The following is a 19,800-nucleotide window of genomic DNA, read 5'->3' on the forward strand; positions in this document are numbered from 1 at the left end:
AGTTATTTTATATTTTTCTTCTAATCTCATAATATTCTTGCGGAAAAAGGGTTGGTTTATCTATTAATCGTACAAAAACTAACATATCTGTCTGAATATACAAATTATTAAATGTATCTTTAGAAAAACCAATGCCATCTAAGTCCTTTTTTATTAATTCTTCATCAATGTAAGGCTCTTCAGCCACTTTATAAGAACTTAAATCGTGAATAATTTCTTTTAAATAAAAACCTAAAGATGTCAAGAAATTCTGCAAATAAACCGCCCTATTACCTAATCTTTTAACACTTATATTTAAAAAAATTAAATCGCCCTTTTGACCTTTTAATAATTCATTAGCTCTATTTAACCACAAATCTAACCCTCTACCATCATCTATAGGATCACAATGTATTGCATCATACTTATTCCTTAAATCTTCCATAACTTCATTTCTAACATCAAAATTATAAAACTCAATATCATTGTTTGCATGTTTAAAATATTCAATCAGTTCTTCGTCAATATCTCCTACACCTATTTCTCTGTTTTTATATTGTTTAAGGGCCAAACTTGTATAATCATCATCTCCGCAAAAAAAGATATTTTTATTAGATGATAACTCTTGATTTATTATTTCAGCTCTCCTCAACGAACTATCCCAAGTAGCTTTAAATTGAGCATATTTTTTTTTGTTTATTTTATTCTCATATCCTGTATTAGGAAAAGGGGTTGGTTCATATGAAATACCACTTGTTAATTCTTGTGAAAACCTTATTTTATTTTCTATAATTTCAACTAAATTTCTTTCTCTTAATACTTTTAATAATCTTAAAGCCAAACTTAAAGTCCCAGTTATTTTGACTAGATCATCTAAAGTATCTACAGTATTAATGGACTTCCAAATTATAAATTCGAATTGTTTCTCACTAATTTCATACCATTTTTTCCAAAAATTCAAAAGTACCCCTCTGTTTTTTAATTTTGGTACTTTATCTAACTCTTCTTCATAGTCTAATTCAATAAATCTTTGATATAATAAAATAATCTTATTTTCTTTCATACTGTATACCCTACCTTAAAAAAAGTTACATATACAGTTAAACTGCATATGTAACCTCCTTATTTTAAAACTTAACCTAATGTCTTGCCTGCACGAATTAGTAAATCCTCTTCATCTAATTCAAGATCTTCAAGCTCTAGCATTTCTTCATGAATATATTCCTTTTCCATTTCACATTCCCCCTTATATAGATAATTGTGTAATTCAAATATTTGCAACAGAGCTGCACCACCAATATTAGCATAAAAGTAGAATTTTCCGATTAATAAATAAATTATATTTGTAGATAAAATTTATTCAGAAAATTAAGTGAATTTTTCCTGATAAAACAATACTAGGAATAATTACGGGTATTTATATTATTTTAATTTTTATATTAGGATTTTCAAAAAAACTAGTATAGAGCCTTTTTTTAGAGATTTTTGTCGATTTTCCTTTTTATAAATTTTCCGAAAAATGCTTATTTTCGGGGGCTATTGGGGGAGGTCTATTTTGTAAGGGCACGGCAATTTGAAGTGCCTCCCATAAATTAGACAGGTTATTTCATTAGGTAGCTTTTTGGGTTCTGGTGCAAAAATATTAGTTAGAAACATAGAGTAGCAATTTTCTCTTCATTTCTATCTTATGAAGCTAAGCCAAACAATTTATGAATAAATTCTTTCTGGTTTTGGACAGACTTTTCCGGTAAAACAAGTTGCCCCTTTTTCATCATATGCATGGCTTTAACACCACTCAATATAGAGATTGCTTTTTTAAATGACTTTAATCCTAACATAGAACGAACTCGTCTTTTAATAAAACGGTGGTCTTGTTCCACTATATTATTGAGATATTTAACTTGTCTTAGTTGTATGCCTTCAGGCATATGTTTCTCTTCTTTCAACTCTTGAATCGCTACAGGATAGGCAGGGTTTTTATCTACTGTTATCACGCGAGGTTTAGAAACATACGAAAAAGCCAAGGCTTTCTTGAAAAAGCGCTTGGCTGCTTGTTTATCTCTTGATNNCCTCTGAATCAACTGCACGATATACGTACATCCATTGACCTTTTACTTTAATATAGGTTTCATCGACTCTCCACGAATCATTTGTTGATTTAAGATGATGTCGTACTTTCTCTTCTAATTGAGGCCCATAATGATGAACCCAGCGCATAATGGCTGTGTGAGCCATTGATAATCCTCTTTCCTCCATCATTTCCACCAGGTTACGGAAGCTCAAATTGTACCGTAGGTACCACCTTACTGTTAATAAGATTAGTTCAGGCTGATAATGCTTCCATTTAAACAAATTTTCTTTTTCCATACTGATCACGCACCTTTTTTAGAGTCATACTATCAGTATGTCCAAGATTTATAGATTCATTGCAATTGTCCTTAAGTTTTTGCACCAGAACCCTTTTATTTTGTATATCCTATCTTTTAACATTCTCAAGAATAATGCTACCTACATCAATTCTTCATTTCTATTTTCTCTGATTCATATATTCTTCTAAAGTTAGTTTTTCTTCATATATACTTTCAGCAATATCTCCTACGTATCGAATGTGCCAAGGTTCATATGCGTATCCAGTAATACTCTCCTTACCTTTTGGGTAGCGAATGATAAAGCCTGCACGATGCGCATTTTCTTTCAGCCATTTGCCTTCCTTCGTATTCGCAAAGGCTAGCTCCAGTTCATTATTTGCACTTTTAGAAGAAACATCCATCGTTAATCCTGTTTGATGTTCACTATGTCCTGGCTTTGCCGAGAAGCGATCCGTATGCTCTTGCCCTTTCTTTTTAACATTGTTGGCATACAGGTTTTTTTGATATTCATAGGAACGAAATCCTGAAACAGCATTCAACTGGATTCCTTCTCGCTTAGCTAAAGAGAATAACTTTTCTAACGCTTCTGCTGCTTCTTTGCGAAGATGACTCTTTTCTACCGTTCCACTAAATGAGAACGGTACATTTGGTACAACTAAATCTTTAGGTTTATAGTCTTCGGGCAATCCATATTCCTTATTTACAACAGCCTGAATACTAGCAAAAGAACTTGCTATCTTATTTGAAGTCCCATTTTGCTTACTATTATTCTCTTTATTTATGGGATTTTCATGAGTCTCATGATTTGTCTTTTCTGGTTCTTTACCAATAGATTGATTTGTGTAAATGATAAAGATACCTAGTATTACAATCATACAAGTGAAAATCCCTACTAATTTAATTCTCATTATTCATTTCCTTCCTGCCACTCTTTCTGTTTCTCGTTCATCCTACTAGAACCATATTAAATTCATATTAATTTGACGTGAACTTTTCTTCATACAGTATTTCTTAAAAAAGACACAATAAGCGATAGGACTAATACAAATACAACAATGTATATATAATAATCACTCATTAAATCGCTTGCTTTTGAAAGTGGTTGTAAAGACGATAATGTATATACCATCTCTTCTACTTGACCGTTTTTCATAACTGGTTTTATCGTTTGAATATATTGTATCCCATTGATTTCTATCTCTTTTTGTGTCCAACTACTATCCTCAAACTTTACTTTGTTGGTTATCCAATCAGCTTGAAAATTTAAAACTTGCTTCGCGAAAACAATCCATTGGAAGAATTAGAAAACATCATTCAAGAAGGTATCTTATACTTTGAGAAAGAAGAGTTATGGGAATATGTTGTCGAATACGCTGAATTATTTGCTACAAAATGTAGACAATTAGAGAATTACAAAAAGGTACGTGACTATTTCCATATTTGTTACCAAGCAAGACGAAAATCAACCGAAAAAGGAGTGTTAAAATAATGAAAAAAATTAGCTTATTATTATCTAGTAGTGCTTTTATTGGGGTGTTAACGGTGGGCATTTCTCAGTATTATAAAACAGATTAGCTTGCTACTCATGGACATTACCCTGCTCCTTCATATAGTGTTGGCGATTATGGTGGTGCACCACAACAAATTTAATGTAAGTGTATAAAAAGGGCCTCCAAATGGAAGGTTTTTTATGCCGAAATATGAACTGTGCTTTTTGGCTAAGCCAAAGTTCCTCTCCCACCTATCGCCCTGCACTTACTTAATGAAGGTAAATTCTTTCGAAAAATCCGTTAAATAATAATAGAAATAAGCTAACTATTATATCTACCAACTCTTCATATGCAATATTACATGCGAAAAGCCTTAAATATTTTGTTATACTATGCATGTGGATTTTTCATCCGAAAATCCTCTTAAACGCATATTTATGTATATGCCACCCTAATTGATGAAAGAGAGAAAAATGTTTATCATTTTTCTCTCTTTTTTATTTAAAATGTGTGCTTGTACTTAATTCTTTAGTTATTTTACATTTTAAATCCACGAATATGAATGCCCTTATATTTAAACTCAAAAAGAGAATATTTTTTCTAATTTTAACCTGTCAAATTATTTGCTTCCCAAAAAAATCCCAATATCTTTATCAACTCATTTTAGAATATTTAAACAATGATTTTATATACAAGCTCTGCATAAATTATTCATTTTCATTTATATAAGACCTACCTTTTTACTTCTCATATATTATTAAACATTGAATTATTATACACAAACCCAAAAACATGAGGTATTTTGTAGAATTTTGTCTATCAATATGTATGTACACTCTTATGTAGTGGATATAGACTGTGAGGTGTAAGGGGATACCTTACAAAATAATGAAAAGGAGATTATAAAATGAGTAGATTAACAAAATTCTCAAAGTTAGTATTTGCAACATTAATTGCGGGAAGTAGTTTAAGCGTCTTTATTTCCTCACACAGTGTACAAGCTGACACCTTAGATAATAATTACCAAAACACTGTAAAATTTGTACCATATTCTAGCGCTTCACAATCACTGGAACGAAAAAACACTATTGTTCCTGAATCAAAAATTATTAAAAATCATTATGTAAAGTACTCTAAATCACATTTCCAATCTAAAGAAAGTATACCAACAGAAATTTATTATTCTTCAGAAGGCTTTAAGGGCTATATACAGGCAAATACTGTTTGGGATATGGGAGATCATTTCATAACGCTATATTCCGGAACCGTTATTCGATGTTAGACTTTTAATCCTACATCTCCAAATGCTTATAATGATCAATAGCGCACTGCCAATACTGTATATCTATTGCTCAAAAAATAAACCACAAAATCTCTCAATTTCATGGTTTATCAAATATAAAGATAATGCTAAACGAATATTCTAACATTACCTTCCCCAAAGTTAATTATAGAGTATTTTCCAAAAAAAGACACTCTTGTAGTGTCTTTTTTATAGTATTTTTATTTACACCCAACTTACTTTTTTCTAAATTTGATAATTATGTAGAGCCCTTCCATTCAGACTTTAATATTGAATATTGATATTCATCAATCCACTGCCCTTTTAGCAATGTAAAAGCGATACATTCTGTAAAAATCCCCCACAAAAGCTTCTTCATCTTTTTCCTTCCTCTTTTATTGGTTTTCTTATCCTACATTATAAAGAGACTGGACTATTTTTTTGAAAAAATGTTCATTTCTTAGCGATAGTGTGACTCTTTTTAATCTATACGAATATTTTCATCTCTGATTTTACAATCACGTTTTTCTTTATACACATGCAGGATTCTCTCTCTCCTGCACCGAAACTCCAAGAGGATAACAATCCACTATTTACCAATTATTTTCTTGCTATTACATTTTGGAGGTTAAAACATGACAAAAAAACGGAACATACAAAAATCAGCACTTTCCTTTGCCCTACTCTTTTCATTAGGAATTTCATCTTCCCCGATTTCAACAGCTATTCATGCGGATACACAATTGAAACAATCTAGAGAAAAGAAACTAGTATCTTTAACGGAGCGTACATCATTATTTTTTGAATACCTCCAGCAAGGTAAATATGCAGAGGCACTCCAGTTAACGTCTGCTGCTTTTCAATCCAAGTTTACAGTAAACACATTACAAAACTGGTGGATACAAAGTGGTGGGAGCGGGATTAAAAGCATGGGAACACCTTTAATAAAAGAACGAAACTTGGTTCATCAGACGGTGGAAATTCCAGGAGCTATCGAAGGAACTACCATTCCATTACTCCTTAAATTCACACCTGGCGGGAAAGTAGATGAAGTTGGGGTAAGACCGCCCCAGAAATCTTATACCAGCCCTGATCCTAGCTACGACCAACCTGATTCCTATCAAGAACGTGAAATCGTCATTGGAAATTCTACATATCCGTTGCCGGCCACATTAACGGTTCCGAAACATAATCCTGGTGAAAAGGTACCCGTAGTTGTTCTTGTACATGGTTCTGGTATGAGTGATCGTGATAGTACATATATGGGAACAAAAATATTAAGAGACCTTGCGGCTGGTCTTTCTTCTAACGGAATCGCAGTGTTACGTTATGAGAAACGTTCCTTAGAACACAGTTTTAAAATGAGCGCAGAACCTGCTACATTAGATCGTGACACTACAGATGATGCCATATATGCAGTAAAATCAGCAGCACAGCAGGAAGGCATTGATCCAAATAATATTTTCATTCTCGGACATAGCCAAGGAGCTGGCACAATGCCACGTATACTAAGTAAAGCACCTTCATCACTTGTCCGAGGAAGTATCTTACTCGCACCACCTGCACGCCCTTTGACCGATATTCTCATTGATCAGTATCAATACCTTGGAGCACCAAAGGAAGTAATCGATGAACTAAAAAAACAATTCGCTTTTATCCAGGATCCTACTTTCAACCCTGACCATCCGCCAGCTGGCTACAATTTTCCGTCTCCTCATTTTATGTATGATGTTTCTAGGTGGCGTCCAGTTGAGGAGGCAAAATCAAGAAAAGAACCTTTACTGATTCTGCAAGGGGCACGGGATTATCAAGTAACAGTAAAAGATGAGTTTACAAGATGGCAAGAAGGGCTTTCAAACCGCAGTAATGTTCAGTTCAAAGAATATCCGAAATTGAATCACTTTTTCACGGAGGGAGACGGAGGTTTAAGTAATCCTAGTGAATACGAAATCCCTGCCAATGTTCCCGCGTACGTCATCCAGGACATTGTTACATGGGTCAATGACACAAAGGGTTCTGGTGCAAAAACCATTTGATAGAACATAGAACCTACATGGATTGTTCAATGACAGATTATGATCCAATTCCAAACAACTTATGTATGAATCCGACTTCATTTTGGGCAGACTTCACCTGTGGGTGAAGTTGTCCTTTTTTCATCATATGCATGGCTTCAACGCCACTCAATATAAAAGTGGCTGTTTCATACGACTTGAATCCTAACATAGAACGTACACGTTTCTTAATGAAACGGTGATCCTGTTCCACTATATTATTGAGATACTTAACTTGCCTTATTTGTATGCCTTCAGGCATACGTTTCTCTTCTTTTAACTCTTGAATCACTACGGGATAGGCTGAGTTTTTGTCTACTGTTATAACACGAGGTTTACAGATATGAGAAGCAGCCAAGGCTTTCTTGAAAAAACGCTTGGCTGCTTGTTTATCTCTTGATTCACTTAGATAAAAATCAATGGTATTCCCTTCTGAATCGACAGCGCGATATAAATACATCCATTGACCTTTTACTTTTACATACGTTTCATCGACTCTCCAGGAATCATTTGTCGTCTTAAGATGACGTCGTACTCTTTCTTCTAATTCAGGTCCATATTGATGCACCCAACGCATAATGGTGGTGTGAGCAATAGACAAACCTCGTTCCTCCATCATTTCTACCAAATCACGAAAACTTAGATTGTACCGTAGGTACCATCTTACCGTTAATAAGATGGTTCTGTTGCAAAGTTTTCTAAATGAAGCTACACTCTAGAAAAAAGAATGAGGAGAATCACAAGTGCGATATTTTAAAGGGAAACAGTTCAAGAAAGATATTATTTTAGTAGCCGTTGGCTATTACTGTCGTTTTTCTTTAAGCTATCGCGATGTATCTGAGATTCTACAAGAACGAGGAATTTCCGTTCACCCTACGACAATCATGCGTTGGGTTCATGAATATGGAAGTCTGATCTATCAAGTCTGGAAAGAGAAAAACACAACTCCCCACCATGCTTGGCAATTAGATGAGACTTACATCAAGGTAAAAGGTGAGTGGTGCTATCTATATCGTGCCATTGATAGCGATGGACATACGCTTGATTTCCAAATTCGAAAAACACGTGATCATCAAGCAGCCTATATGTTCATGAAGCGACTTGTCAAAGCTTTTGGAGAACCAACGGTTCTTACTACAGACAAGGCTCCAGCCTTGCTTTGTGCGTTCAAAAAACTGAAAAAGAACGGCTTTTATGCGCGTACGAAACATTGTACCATCAAGCATCTCAATAACCTGATTGAACAGGATTATCGACATGTAAAACGGCGCTTTGTCAAATCTTCTGGATTCCAAAATCTTCGTCATGCTTCACGTACTATAAAAGGTATCGAGACCATTCATGCCCTATATAAACAAAGGCGAAGTCTGCAAAGAGACTCTGCCTTTTCAACGTACAATGAACTTCAACAATTACTAGCTACTTCCTAAACCTTGTTCCTCATTTACCAACCTGTTTATGCTTTTTTCAAACTTTGCAACGGAACCATATAAATCATAGGGGATTGTTTGCATGTTGACTTTGGTTTTAGGTACAATAAAGGTAAAGATATAGTCTGAAACAGGAAGAGGAAAAACATGTCCAATTCATTAGTAAATTTACGTATCGATTTTGCATTTAAGCAGTTATTTGGAACAAATGGGAATGAAGATATTTTAGTTGCCTTTTTAAATGCTATATTAAAAGATTCTTTAGAATCACCTATTGTTTCCCTACAATTAGAAGATCCACATTTGCATCGAGAATATGAAGAAGATAAATTATCGATTTTAGATATTTCTGCTACATTAAATACAGGAACAAAGGTAAATGTAGAAATACAATTGAATAACAATCACGATATGATCAAACGAAGCTTGTATTATTGGGGAAGGTTATACACCTCTCAACTGCAAAAAGGAATGCCTTATAGCTCACTTCATAAAACGATTACCATTAACTTGTTAAACTTTGTGATGTTTCCAGAATATGAAGCGTTTCATACAACAGGAATCCTTTGGAATCAGCAACAACAAAAGTTATTAAGTGACGATATAGAAGTTCATATTGTAGAGATTCCAAAGTTACTACAGCAATGGCGCGAAGAGAAAGTTAATCCGTGGGAAGATTCGTTTGTTCGTTGGTTATTATTATTACCAGCGAATGAAGATGAGTATCTCACACAAACATTGGAGGACATTGCCATGAACCAAGATCCGATTTTACAAAAAGCAATGAATAAGTGGGAACGTATGAGTCAAGATTCCTCTTTCCGTCAAGCATATGAAGCAAGAGAAAAGGCCTTAATGGATGAGGCTGCAAAGTTTGCTCATGCTCGTAATGAGGGGAAAAAGGAAGGAATTCAAGAAGGGGTTCAGCAAGGGGTTCAGCAAGGGAAAATACAGATGATTAAAGGTATGCATGAACTTGGTGTACCACTTGAAACGATTGCTAAAGCCAGTAAATTAGGCATAGATGAGATTGAACGTATTTTAGAACAAAAATAATCAGCAACAAAAAAAAGAACCTATTAATTGGGTTCTTTTTTTGAGCTATTTGTCAACTAGGGGTAGCAACAAGTGAACTACTCGCCACTTAGCAAAGCTTGAAGTGGGAGCTTCTCAGTTCCGCGACGAAAGTAACCTTTCGTCTCCCACCTACCGTTGAGCTATCGCCCTTCACACGCTTGAGGAAGGAGTATTCTGTCAGAAAACAATAAAAATACATTGTCATTGCAAAAAATAGTAGTCCGCTTATTATAAATACGCGCCTGCCATATCGATCCATTAATCCTCCCACAATAGGACGAAGAATTACTGCCGATATTGTAAACACTCCAATAATAAATCCAACTTGAGATTCACTTCCACCTAACTGTTTAATAAACATAGGTAGTGTTGGCATTAGTAAATAAAAACCACTAAATAGTAATAATGCTGTAATTGTCAGCATTATATAGTTTTTTGTCCATAAACGTTCCATTGTAATGTAATCCTTCTTTCTATTGTTCAATTAAGTTGAGAATGGAAAGTTCGCATCAATTGGGTTCTTATTGCCCAAAAGTAGTGAGATAAGCGAATAAAAAAACAGTACCATCTGTTGGTACTGCTATATGGGGTCTCGCCAACAAAACGCGAATTTCGTACGCTAAGCAAAAATTGATTTTTATAGATGTTCTTTAAATTGTGGCTCTGTTAAAATAAATTGTTGATAAACGATATCTAAAAAACCACCAAAACTATTAGGTGGTTTTTTCTTTGGCTCTTTTTATATTATTATTAAATTGGAGTAATTATCGCACTATTCCACCGTTGTATTTCAATTCATATACCTTTTCATTACCCATGAGAATGATTTCTTTACCATGAAAACAATCAAGAGTTCCTTCATACTCATTCTTAAAAATATATGTACCTGACTTGTAGTAATTTGGACCACGATAGATAGAATTTGTATCAACTAACCTTAATGCTTGGCGAAGGAAGTTATAAATTGGACCCATGATATCCCAATCTGCGTTTGGAATGGTGACACCACCTGAATAGACCATTGACCAAATTGGACAATTTTCAAACTCCACTGTTTCTTGTCCGATAAAAAATGCTGAACCATAATAAATATCCCGATAAAAATAATCACCACTACAGTATTCCAGTTGTTTTGAACCGTTTAATAACGGCTGAACCGATGCATCATCTCCTTGGGATGCATATGTCTTTCTTTTGGCTTCTACTAGAAATTTGGCGAGCATTTCATGACTAATTGGCATAATAATCCTCCATTACGATGTAATTCTGATAGCTTGTGAAAAAATGGTGTTTTTTACAAGATTATAAAACTTTTTATATGGTTAAAGATGAGAGACGAATTTGTTTATTCTTCATATGTTGTTCACACAATCTCGTACTTACAAATACTTCCTTAAACTTAGTTGTTTGTAATATCAAAAGAAAATGTTTCTTTTATTCCCTTTTTTCCGTCAGGAGTGATTTTTATTGCTCTTGTTTTAGGTAAACGTTGAACCCAATTTAATTCTAATAATCTATCTAGAAGGGCATTTCCTAATGCCCCTGCAAGGTGGTGACGTCTTTCACTCCAATCTAAACATTTGTGTGTGAATGAACGACGCTTTTTCTTAACCTTTTCAAGATCAATTTGAAAATTTGTAAAGAATGCCTCTCCTTTTTCAGTCACAGTAAATCCATCCTTTTCTTCATAAATAACACCTATTTTAATTAAAGAATCTGTTAATTGCACTCCAAAATTCCCCGCAAGATGATCATAGCATGTTCTTGCAAAACGCATCGCTTTATCTTCCGAAGCCTGTTTTAATGATTTAATTTCAATTGGTGGAGCTATTGATAAAAATGACTCCATAACTTGAGCAACTTCCAGATTTCGAATTCCATAATATCGATGTCTCCCCTGCTTTTCAACTGTAACTACATTCGCATCGACCATTTTTGTCAAATGGAAACTCGCAGTTTGTGGTGTGATTCCTGCCATATATGCTAATTCGCTTGCAGGATGGAATCTACCATCTAATAAGACCGTTAATATTGCTGCACGAGAAGCTTCACTCACAAGAGTAGCAATCATTGCTACATTTGGATTTGCGTTCATTTTAACCCCTCCCTAATGTAATCCATATTTCGATGATAATTGAAATGTTTATATTCTACAATAAATAAGGAAGAACATATGAATAGGAGGAGAAATAAAAATGAAAAAAATGGCTCAGCTCTCAAACACAGAAATTATTAAACCTAAAATTCTATACTACGGCACTCCTGTGATTTTACTAAATTCGCTAAATGAAGATGGAACAGTAAACATCAGCCCTATGTCATCATCATGGGCACTAGGAGATTGTATTATATTGGGGATTGGACTCGGTGGGAAAGCTATTGAAAATTTAGAACGGCATCCTGAATGTGTAATCAATGTCCCGAGTCCTTCATTATGGGAGAATGTTGAACAATTAGCCCCCTACACAGGGAAAAATCCCGTTCCGGATTACAAGAAAAAGAATGGATTTACATATGAAAAAGAAAAATATGATATTAGTAGATTAACACCTACTGAGTCTAAGTCGGTAAAACCTACTCGAATTATGGAGTGTCCAATTCAAATTGAAGCAAGGGTGAAACACATTCGAATCCCTGATTATTCTCCTAATTTTGCAATTGTTGAGACACAAGCTATACATGTACATGCTCATAAGGAAATCATTATTGAAGAAAATCATATTGATCCAAATAAATGGAGCCCACTTATATATAATTTCCGTCATTATTTTGGTCTTGGTAACCAGTTAGGTAAAACCTTTCGATCCGAAATATAAATAAATATATTACCTTTTAAAGTGGACAATCCTTTCCTAATTGAAGTTAAATATTGTAGTAAGAAACCGAATTCCACCGCTTAAGGAATTCGGTTTCTTTATTATTTTTTCTTTTGTTAAGAAGTGGTATTTTGATCCATTCAATTTCTTCCCGAACTTTATAACTATTGCAACACTTTATCTTGTGAAGTAGTTAATTTCATAAACTCTTCAACATCTTTAACACATAATTTTATCCCCTTTTCCCAAAAGGTTTCTGATGTAATATCTTCTCCTAAGTGTTTCATTACTAAATCTTCTGTAGACATACTTCCTGAATCACGAAGCAATTTTAAATAGTCTTTTTCAAATTCTTTACCTTTTTCTTTTGCCTTTGCAAATATACTTAATGCAAATAAATATCCAAATGTATATGGGAAATTATAAAAAGGAGATTGTGTAATATAATAATGTGGTGTCCATATCCATGAATGGAGTGAAGCATTATCAAGGGAACCAGCATACCCTATATCTATTGCTTCTTGCATTATTTCATTTAAGTGTGATGATGAAACAATTCCCTTTTTACGTTCCTCATAAAATTTCTTTTCAAACAAAAATCTAGAATGAATATTCATAAAATTCATGACGCTACGCTTTAATTTTTCATCAAGTAAAAACAATTTTTCATTATTAGATCCCGCTCTTTTCATTGCAGCATCTAAAATAATCATCTCAGAAAATGTTGAAGCGGTTTCGGCAACACTCATTGGATATTGTTTATTCATTCCATTAATAGGTTTCATTGCATGGTTATGAAAGGCATGACCTAACTCATGAACTAGTGTTAATAGATTTGTAAACGTACCGTCATATGTCATAAAAACTCTTGATTCCTGCGAAAGTGGAAACCCAGCACAAAAAGCAACAGCTGACTTATTAGAGCGATTTTCTGATTCTATCCAACCTTTATTGAAAGCCTGTTTAGCGAAATCCTCTAATTCAGTTCCAAACTGACTAAAATGCTCCAAAATAAAATCAACCGCATCTTCGTATTCTATTTTTTGATTACTCTTTGTAACAGGTGCCCAAAAGTTAAATGATTTCATTTTTTCATGACCATTCATTTTTGCTTTTTGATTTAAGTAGTTAGTGAAGGGGGTTTTGAATTTATTAATCGCAGACCACATTGCATTTAGCGTTTCCTTTTTTATACGATTTTTCATTAAGGGTTTTTCTATTACATTATCTAAGCCGCAATTTTTGTAAACTTGTAATCGAAATCCTGCAATATGATTTAATATTTTCGCAAATAATTCTTCGTTTTCTCTCCACTTATTTTCTAAAGCAGTATGAGATTCTTTACGTACTTCTTCGTTAGGATGTGAACGTAAATTTATAGCTTGCCCCACTGATAATTCGTTTTGTTGACCATTTATTTGAACTTTAATTCTAATATTGCTCATAAACGAATTATAAAATTGCCCCCAAGCATGATACCCATCTACCATAAGGTCTGACACTAAATCTTGTTCTTCATCTGAAAGTTTCATTTTAGTATCTTTACGCCATTCATTTAGTATAAAGTTGTAATTTGCTAAAACATCACTATTAAGTAGGTCCGCCCACAAGTATTGATTCGTTTTTGCTAAAGTATTTTTCACTTTTTTCAATGCAGATTCAAAACGAGTATGTATTGTTGTTATTTTTCCTTTTAATGTTATAGCATGTTGATCCTTGGGATTTTGAGCAAGAAGACAGGTTATAAAAGAATTAGCTTGTGATATATAAATTTGAATGTCTCCTATGTAATCAAGTAAATCTGCAACTTTTTCTGATTCATTTATGTTTCGCGGGGTATTAAAAAAATTTAATTTGCCTTCAAATTTATTGACCTTAACATCTAAATCTTTTATATGTTCACTTAATTGAGATGATTCACTTCCACCTGAGAATAGATTATCTAAGTTCCAAACTTGTTGATATTTTGTTTCTTTCAATTGTTTCTCCCCCTTAAATTAGAATAACCCCATAAAAATCGAACGTACATTCTTAACTTTATCATATCGTAGAGTGTTGTTTAATTATTTTACTCAAATACTTTAAGTAAATTCCTTTTCACTCTTCCTATCACCGTACCATAAATATCCATATTGATTATGTACTAAACACTATTAATAGTCCCAAAAACGACCGTTTAAGGAACTTTATTTATGTTTATCAAAGCTGACTGAAATACATTTAAAAACCAGTTCCAAAACTCATTGCCAAAAACAAAGTATCATAATAAAAATCAAATACCGTTTATGTAACCTTCTTAACGTACGGAAAAACCAAGTTTTTCAAATAAATAATTTCTTAGCGTACGAAATTCGCGTTTTGTTGGCGTGACCCCATCGCCATCAAGCTAAGGTTTTGAAGTACCCACTAAATGAAATTTTTCTTTCTCTACAGTTAGTTATTTTGAGAAGTCAGCTCATTTTTTTGTTTTTGGGGTGTTTACTTTTCTTAAGTTGATGGATGTGGGGTCACCATATCATTCTGGGGAAATTGTACGCTAAGGCTACCACCCCTTGATGTTACAGCCTTTTTTGGAGATAACTACATGTTCGGAAAGATAAAAATATAAGTTTAATTGAACATTGATTTATTTACACACTTTATGAACATGATTATAGCTAGAAAACGTTGATATTATTGAATTTTATCTTCTGTTCATAAACATAAGGTTTTCTGGACAGATGTCTCTTAGCGTACAGGAAATGCTTAAAATGTGTCTAAAATGTGTCTAAACGTACAATTTTCCCGAAATGGTATGATGAGGCTATGCCCATCAACTTAAGAATTTTATAATGCCCCAAAACAAAAAAATGTACATCTTAATCTTGGGATGTTAATCTTCTCGTCTTGGAGTATTTGCTTTCCCTAGCTAGCTGGTGATAGGTCTGTACTCCTAGTAGAAAAACGTCTTTTTACTTATAATGGGATATATAACTTAATCAATTAACAAGGAGAATGGAACATGATACAAAGTATTAACCACATTTGTTTTTCAGTTGCAAATCTAGAGAAAGCTATTGATTTTTATCAAACTATACTTCAAGCGAAATTATTAGTAAAAGGTAGAAAGTTAGCTTATTTTGATTTAAATGGTTTATGGATTGCTCTAAATGTGGAAGAAAGTATACCAAGAAACGAAATTCAGTGCTCTTACACACATATAGCTTTCACTGTAACAAATAATGAGTTTGATTCTTTAAAAGAAATATTAATTCAAAATCATGTTAATATCTTACCTGGACGAGAAAGAGATGACCGAGATAAACGGTCTATTTATTTTACAGATCCAGATGGTCACAAGTTTGAGTTTCATACTGGTACTTTACAAGATCGTTTACAATATTATAAAGAAGATAAAAAGCATATGACTTTTTACTGATTAAAAAATCTAGTAAAATACTAGCTTTTCGCACTTCTGATAATGAGACGTTATGTTAACCGAGCATGTATAGGATATTCATTGTTTCTTGTTCAATTAACTGGCAGTTTAGTTATACAAGTAATTGGATATTTATGGTAAGATGGAGGTGAATGAGAGAAGAATTTATGGAGGTTACTCTATGGACTACAATCTTTTTAGAACTTTACCAGAAATACCAAATCCTAAATACATTGTATTTAGTGATTTTGATGAAACGTACTTTCCTCACCAATTAACCGCCGAACGAAAAAGTCAAATACAAGCATTAGAACAGACTATCGTAGAAAAAAGTAGGGTTTCTGGTTTACTTTTTGGCTTGGTAACGGGTAGTGACATTGAGGCTGTTCTTGAAAAAATGAAGAGGGGTGGATTTCAGTATCTTCCTCATTTTATTGCAAGTGATTTGGGAACAGAAATTCATTATTTCAACAAGTTAAAACAAGGTGAAATTGATGAAGAATGGCTTAGCAGGTTTGATAATAGCAATTACCATCCCGATAAAATAAAAGAGATAGTTGATTTGCTAGCTTCTAAAAATATTGCTTTAGATAGCCAATCACAGATGGGTGCATCAAAATACAAAAGTAATTACTACTATTTCTGCAAGAATGAAGAGGACGATCAATTAAACCTTAACCATATTAGACGAGTTGCTAGTGATTTTAAAATTAGTATAAACATCAATCAATGTAATCCTTTGGCTGGAGACCCAGAGAATGCATATGATATTGATTTTATCCCTTTAGGGACTGGAAAAGACGAGATTGTGAGATATATATTAGCAAAATTTAAGATAGACCGACAAAATGCAATTGCCTTCGGTGATAGTGGTAATGACTTAAAAATGTTACAGGCTGTAAAATTCGGTTATTTACTTGAGAATGCTACAAGTGAGGCAAAAAATGGACATGGACGTTTAACCATAGGTTCTTATTCAGAAGGGATACTTAACACCATTAAAGAGCTAGTTTTGTAGTAGGGGTCACCTTACATGCCCATCAACTTATGGGAAATAAATATCCCCATAACGAAAAAATGAGCTGACTTCTCAAAGTAACTACCTGTAGAAAAAGAAGATTTTCATTTACCCTTACTTAGTAAATCGTTGTTCTCACACTATTTTATAAATTATCGTTCTTTATTTTAAATTAACAGCAATACAAGGAATGAATATACAAAGAAAAACGAAGTCTTGGGAAAGACTTCGTTTTTTCAACGCACAATGAATTACAGAAATTATTAATAGTTTCATATTATTCGACCATTGTCAATGCAGTTCTTTAAGTTTAAAAACCTTGCTTTAGAACCGAAATACTCTCTTTTTAATGTAGTTAAAAACTTTCATATTTTCGTTAGTTTGATAGCAATAGGGATAGTCTCCCTATTAATATTCAAATGGTAGTTCAGAAAAAACCTGTCCTTTCTCCTCTTCATGACCTTCACCACATAATATCACAGCCGGTATAATTAATCCTTCCGTTAACGAAAGCTCTATCATTTCTTCTTTACTTTGCATATTTTCCACCTCGCATATCATAAAATATCATATTAAGATGGAATGGTTTGTCTAATCGTGTCGAAAAAACAGAAGAATATATTTCATCAAATTTTTTCTGTAAATTTACAGTCTATTTCTGGTTATTTGTGACGGATAATGTTTGTCATTGCTGAACTAATAAGGGTTACCATACATTCCCATCAAGCTAACATTTTGATGTCCCCCCAAAGGGGTACGGAAACGATCCAAAGAATAACCCACCACATCTGAATTGTTTTCCATTTAAAGGAGGAACCTATCAGAACAGGATTTAGATGAATCCTACACACCGCTACATACAGAAATACAATGGGCTGAACGTAAATCAAGGGGAAATGTTCAGCAATTAAGGCTGTTAGTGTTAATAAAATTCGTACAAAGATTAGGGTTTTTCCCTCAATTTTTGGATATCCCTCAAACAATTATTCATCATATTGAGGGCACTATACACATCCATCAATTTAAGCATTTAGACTATTTTTGAAGTTAAAAGCACGTTACTATTCTCTTATGTTAATGAGAAAGGGTGACGTGCTTTTTATGAATCTCTCGATTCAAGATGAACTAAAACCATTTTCGGAAGAATTACAACGATATGTTACACCTGTATTTTTAGAAGAACTTGCAAGGGAAATCGGACTTATAAAGCGAAAACGTAAGTTTTCTGGCTCAGACTTAGCTACTATGTGTATTTGAATCAGTCAACAGGTGGCAAGTGATCCCCTAGTACGATTATGTAGTAGGCTTCATGCAGCCACTGGTACTTTACTCAGCCCTGAGGGCTTAAATAAACGTTTAAACGCTAAAGCAGTTTTGTTTTTACAACATATTTTTTCTTTGCTGTTACAACAAAAAATATGTGAACAAACGCAAATTCCTAACCATCTCTTCACTTATTTTGGACGAATCCGTATCCTAGATGCCACCGTATTTCAGGTGCCAAATGCTTTAGAGAATGTATATCGAGGCTCTGGAGGCTGTGCTCAAACAGCCGGAATCAAAATTCAATTAGAATATGATCTGCACAGTGGGGAATTTCTTAACTTTCAAGTTGGACCAGGAAAAAATAATGACAAAACATTTGGCACGGAGTGCTTAGATACCTTACGACCAGGAGATTTATGTATTCGTGATCTAGGTTATTTTTCATTGGAAGACTTAGACCAAATGGATCAACGAGGTACATACTATGTGTCTCGTTTAAAATTAAATACGAATGTATATATGAAAAATCCAGATCCAGAATACTTTAAAAATGGTGCTATTAAGAAGCAATCAGAATACATACAGATCGATGTGAAACGGCTTCTAAACCAACTACAGCCTGGAGAAACATTTGAATTAAAACATGCTTATATCGGTGATAAACAACAACTATTTGCACGTGTTATTTTTAATCGATTAAAAGAAAAGCAACTTCAAAAACGGCGAGCAAAGATCGCGGAAAAAGAAAAGTCTAAAAATAGAGCGTACTCAGAGAAAAGTAAATTGGTAGCTGGATTAAACGTGTACGTGACGAATACACCTTGGGAATGGGTTCCGATGGAACAGGTACATGAATTATATACTTTACGTTGGCAAATAGAGATTGTCTTTAAAACGTGGAAATCACTCTTCAAGATAGACCATTATCGTAATGTAAAACAGGAACGATTAGAGTGCCAATTATATGGAAAGCTAATCGCTATTTTCCTATGTTCCTCTACTATGTTTAAAATGCGTCAATTGCTTTTACAAAAGAAGAAAAGAGAATTAAGCGAATATAAAGCGATTGGGATGATCCAAGATCATCTATTTCTGTTGTATCGAGCAATACAGCAAAACACCCAAGAGATAACAAAGATCCTAACCCGCCTGTTCAACCTTTTACAGAGGAATGGACGGAAATCCCACAGATATGAGAAGAAAACTGTCTTTGATATTATGGGTGTTGTCTATGAGTATAGTGGATTGAGAAAACAAAAGAAAGTTGCATAATTTTTTAAAAATGAAACCCGTTAGGGTTTATTCGGTGTGCTTACTTTTAAGGACATCAAATATTTTAAGAGTTTTTGAGTTCATATGAACAAAAGTTCATTTTGTTTCCGCTCTTAAGTTGATGGGCATGTATGGTGACCCCTACCACGAATAGAACGGTACCTTTTATATATTTTCTTTCGTAATAGTAACCCCATATTCCCTATAAAAATCTAAAATTGCAGATGCATTCACACCCAAATCTAATAGATTTTCCGGAAAGTAAATTCCAGAATCTGGAACCATAATATCAGATGTTTGTAAAATGTTCTCTGCTTGGACAGCTGCTC

General features: G+C 33.7%; 14 protein-coding genes and 7 pseudogenes. 10 read left to right on the plus strand and 11 right to left on the minus strand.

The genetic code is table 11. The features are described 5' to 3' along the window. Positions 1–7: 7 nt before the first annotated feature. The 4 genes and pseudogenes from B5P42_RS12730 to B5P42_RS12745 all read right to left on the minus strand — a co-directional run. On the minus strand, positions 8–1,042 hold the full coding sequence (locus B5P42_RS12730; RefSeq protein ID WP_113734328.1) for a bis-aminopropyl spermidine synthase family protein: 1,035 nt from the start codon (positions 1,040–1,042) through the stop codon (positions 8–10). A gap of 622 nt (positions 1,043–1,664) precedes the next feature. Beyond that, a pseudogene (locus B5P42_RS12735) lies at positions 1,665–2,346 on the minus strand (IS6 family transposase). Between the two features lie 160 nt (positions 2,347–2,506). Then, positions 2,507–3,256, minus strand: a complete 750-nt coding sequence (locus B5P42_RS12740) for a M15 family metallopeptidase (protein WP_113734329.1) — start codon at positions 3,254–3,256, stop codon at positions 2,507–2,509. A gap of 107 nt (positions 3,257–3,363) precedes the next feature. Continuing rightward, a pseudogene (locus B5P42_RS12745) lies at positions 3,364–3,633 on the minus strand (sensor histidine kinase); the annotation flags it as partial. Between B5P42_RS12745 and B5P42_RS12750 the strand changes: the two are divergent. From B5P42_RS12750 to B5P42_RS12760, 3 genes and pseudogenes are all read left to right on the plus strand, one after another. Further along, a pseudogene (locus B5P42_RS12750) lies at positions 3,622–3,837 on the plus strand (tetratricopeptide repeat protein); the annotation flags it as partial. The pseudogenes B5P42_RS12745 and B5P42_RS12750 sit on opposite strands and share 12 nt — an antisense overlap. Positions 3,838–4,745: 908 nt before the next feature. Next, a complete protein-coding gene (locus B5P42_RS12755; RefSeq protein ID WP_000088967.1) occupies positions 4,746–5,120 on the plus strand; it encodes a hypothetical protein in 375 nt (124 codons plus the stop codon). 635 nt (positions 5,121–5,755) lie between these two features. Beyond that, positions 5,756–7,156, plus strand: a complete 1,401-nt coding sequence (locus B5P42_RS12760) for an alpha/beta hydrolase (protein ID WP_113734330.1) — start codon at positions 5,756–5,758, stop codon at positions 7,154–7,156. Positions 7,157–7,193: 37 nt separating this feature from the next. Here B5P42_RS12760 and B5P42_RS12765 read toward each other — a convergent pair whose 3' ends face one another. Further along, positions 7,194–7,853 carry an IS6 family transposase gene (locus tag B5P42_RS12765; protein ID WP_113734331.1) on the minus strand — a complete coding sequence of 220 codons (660 nt, stop codon included), beginning with the start codon at positions 7,851–7,853 and terminating at the stop codon, positions 7,194–7,196. Between the two features lie 64 nt (positions 7,854–7,917). Between B5P42_RS12765 and B5P42_RS12770 the strand changes: the two genes are divergently transcribed. Then, complete coding sequence (locus B5P42_RS12770) at positions 7,918–8,604, plus strand: IS6 family transposase (protein WP_113734332.1); 687 nt, start codon at positions 7,918–7,920, stop codon at positions 8,602–8,604. 147 nt (positions 8,605–8,751) lie between these two features. Next, the gene (locus B5P42_RS12780) at positions 8,752–9,660 is read left to right on the plus strand and encodes an Rpn family recombination-promoting nuclease/putative transposase (RefSeq protein WP_002192079.1); all 909 of its coding nucleotides are present in this window, start codon (positions 8,752–8,754) and stop codon (positions 9,658–9,660) included. A gap of 181 nt (positions 9,661–9,841) precedes the next feature. On the opposite strand, the pseudogene B5P42_RS12785 reads toward B5P42_RS12780, so the two are convergent. The 3 genes and pseudogenes from B5P42_RS12785 to B5P42_RS12795 all read right to left on the minus strand — a co-directional run. Further along, a pseudogene (locus B5P42_RS12785) lies at positions 9,842–10,135 on the minus strand (MFS transporter); the annotation flags it as partial. Positions 10,136–10,445: 310 nt separating this feature from the next. Further along, complete coding sequence (locus tag B5P42_RS12790) at positions 10,446–10,922, minus strand: DUF5680 domain-containing protein (protein WP_113734333.1); 477 nt, start codon at positions 10,920–10,922, stop codon at positions 10,446–10,448. Positions 10,923–11,080: 158 nt separating this feature from the next. After that, a complete protein-coding gene (locus B5P42_RS12795) occupies positions 11,081–11,776 on the minus strand; it encodes an ArsR/SmtB family transcription factor (RefSeq protein WP_113734334.1) in 696 nt (231 codons plus the stop codon). A gap of 100 nt (positions 11,777–11,876) precedes the next feature. On the opposite strand from B5P42_RS12795, the gene B5P42_RS12800 reads away from it, so the two are divergent. Beyond that, positions 11,877–12,497 carry a flavin reductase family protein gene (locus B5P42_RS12800; RefSeq protein WP_113734335.1) on the plus strand — a complete coding sequence of 207 codons (621 nt, stop codon included), beginning with the start codon at positions 11,877–11,879 and terminating at the stop codon, positions 12,495–12,497. 164 nt (positions 12,498–12,661) lie between these two features. On the opposite strand, the gene B5P42_RS12805 is transcribed toward B5P42_RS12800, so the two are convergent. Next, positions 12,662–14,476, minus strand: a complete 1,815-nt coding sequence (locus tag B5P42_RS12805; RefSeq protein ID WP_113734336.1) for a M3 family oligoendopeptidase — start codon at positions 14,474–14,476, stop codon at positions 12,662–12,664. 1,022 nt (positions 14,477–15,498) lie between these two features. On the opposite strand from B5P42_RS12805, the gene fosB reads away from it, so the two are divergent. Both fosB and B5P42_RS12815 read left to right on the plus strand, forming a co-directional pair. Continuing rightward, entirely contained in the window at positions 15,499–15,915 is a 417-nt protein-coding gene (fosB, locus tag B5P42_RS12810) for a FosB family fosfomycin resistance bacillithiol transferase (protein ID WP_078204197.1), read from the plus strand. Positions 15,916–16,096: 181 nt separating this feature from the next. Next, positions 16,097–16,933 carry an HAD-IIB family hydrolase gene (locus tag B5P42_RS12815; protein WP_113734337.1) on the plus strand — a complete coding sequence of 279 codons (837 nt, stop codon included), beginning with the start codon at positions 16,097–16,099 and terminating at the stop codon, positions 16,931–16,933. A gap of 408 nt (positions 16,934–17,341) precedes the next feature. On the opposite strand, the gene B5P42_RS32620 is transcribed toward B5P42_RS12815, so the two are convergent. Next, positions 17,342–17,473: a hypothetical protein gene (locus B5P42_RS32620; protein WP_258397491.1), complete on the minus strand. Its 132-nt coding sequence runs from the start codon at positions 17,471–17,473 to the stop codon at positions 17,342–17,344. A gap of 286 nt (positions 17,474–17,759) precedes the next feature. On the opposite strand from B5P42_RS32620, the pseudogene B5P42_RS12820 reads away from it, so the two are divergent. Then, a pseudogene (locus B5P42_RS12820) lies at positions 17,760–17,978 on the plus strand (DUF4158 domain-containing protein); the annotation flags it as partial. A gap of 56 nt (positions 17,979–18,034) precedes the next feature. Then, positions 18,035–19,471: pseudogene (locus B5P42_RS12825) on the plus strand (IS4 family transposase). A 165-nt stretch (positions 19,472–19,636) separates the two neighbouring features. On the opposite strand, the pseudogene B5P42_RS12830 reads toward B5P42_RS12825, so the two are convergent. After that, positions 19,637–19,800, minus strand: a pseudogene (locus B5P42_RS12830) (saccharopine dehydrogenase); the annotation flags it as partial.

It is taken from the genome of Bacillus sp. SRB_331 (genome assembly GCF_003264175.1).
Lineage (GTDB): Bacteria > Bacillota > Bacilli > Bacillales > Bacillaceae_G > Bacillus_A > Bacillus_A mycoides.

Coding starts and splice junctions, on each gene's coding strand:
- B5P42_RS12800 (WP_113734335.1), top strand. CDS start 11,877: ATGAAAAAAATGGCTCAGCTCTCAAACACAGAAATTATTAAACCTAAA.
- B5P42_RS12755 (WP_000088967.1), top strand. CDS start 4,746: ATGAGTAGATTAACAAAATTCTCAAAGTTAGTATTTGCAACATTAATT.
- B5P42_RS12780 (WP_002192079.1), top strand. CDS start 8,752: ATGTCCAATTCATTAGTAAATTTACGTATCGATTTTGCATTTAAGCAG.
- fosB (WP_078204197.1), top strand. CDS start 15,499: ATGATACAAAGTATTAACCACATTTGTTTTTCAGTTGCAAATCTAGAG.
- B5P42_RS32620 (WP_258397491.1), bottom strand. CDS start 17,473: ATGCAAAGTAAAGAAGAAATGATAGAGCTTTCGTTAACGGAAGGATTA.
- B5P42_RS12795 (WP_113734334.1), bottom strand. CDS start 11,776: ATGAACGCAAATCCAAATGTAGCAATGATTGCTACTCTTGTGAGTGAA.
- B5P42_RS12815 (WP_113734337.1), top strand. CDS start 16,097: ATGGACTACAATCTTTTTAGAACTTTACCAGAAATACCAAATCCTAAA.
- B5P42_RS12760 (WP_113734330.1), top strand. CDS start 5,756: ATGACAAAAAAACGGAACATACAAAAATCAGCACTTTCCTTTGCCCTA.
- B5P42_RS12730 (WP_113734328.1), bottom strand. CDS start 1,042: ATGAAAGAAAATAAGATTATTTTATTATATCAAAGATTTATTGAATTA.
- B5P42_RS12790 (WP_113734333.1), bottom strand. CDS start 10,922: ATGCCAATTAGTCATGAAATGCTCGCCAAATTTCTAGTAGAAGCCAAA.
- B5P42_RS12740 (WP_113734329.1), bottom strand. CDS start 3,256: ATGAGAATTAAATTAGTAGGGATTTTCACTTGTATGATTGTAATACTA.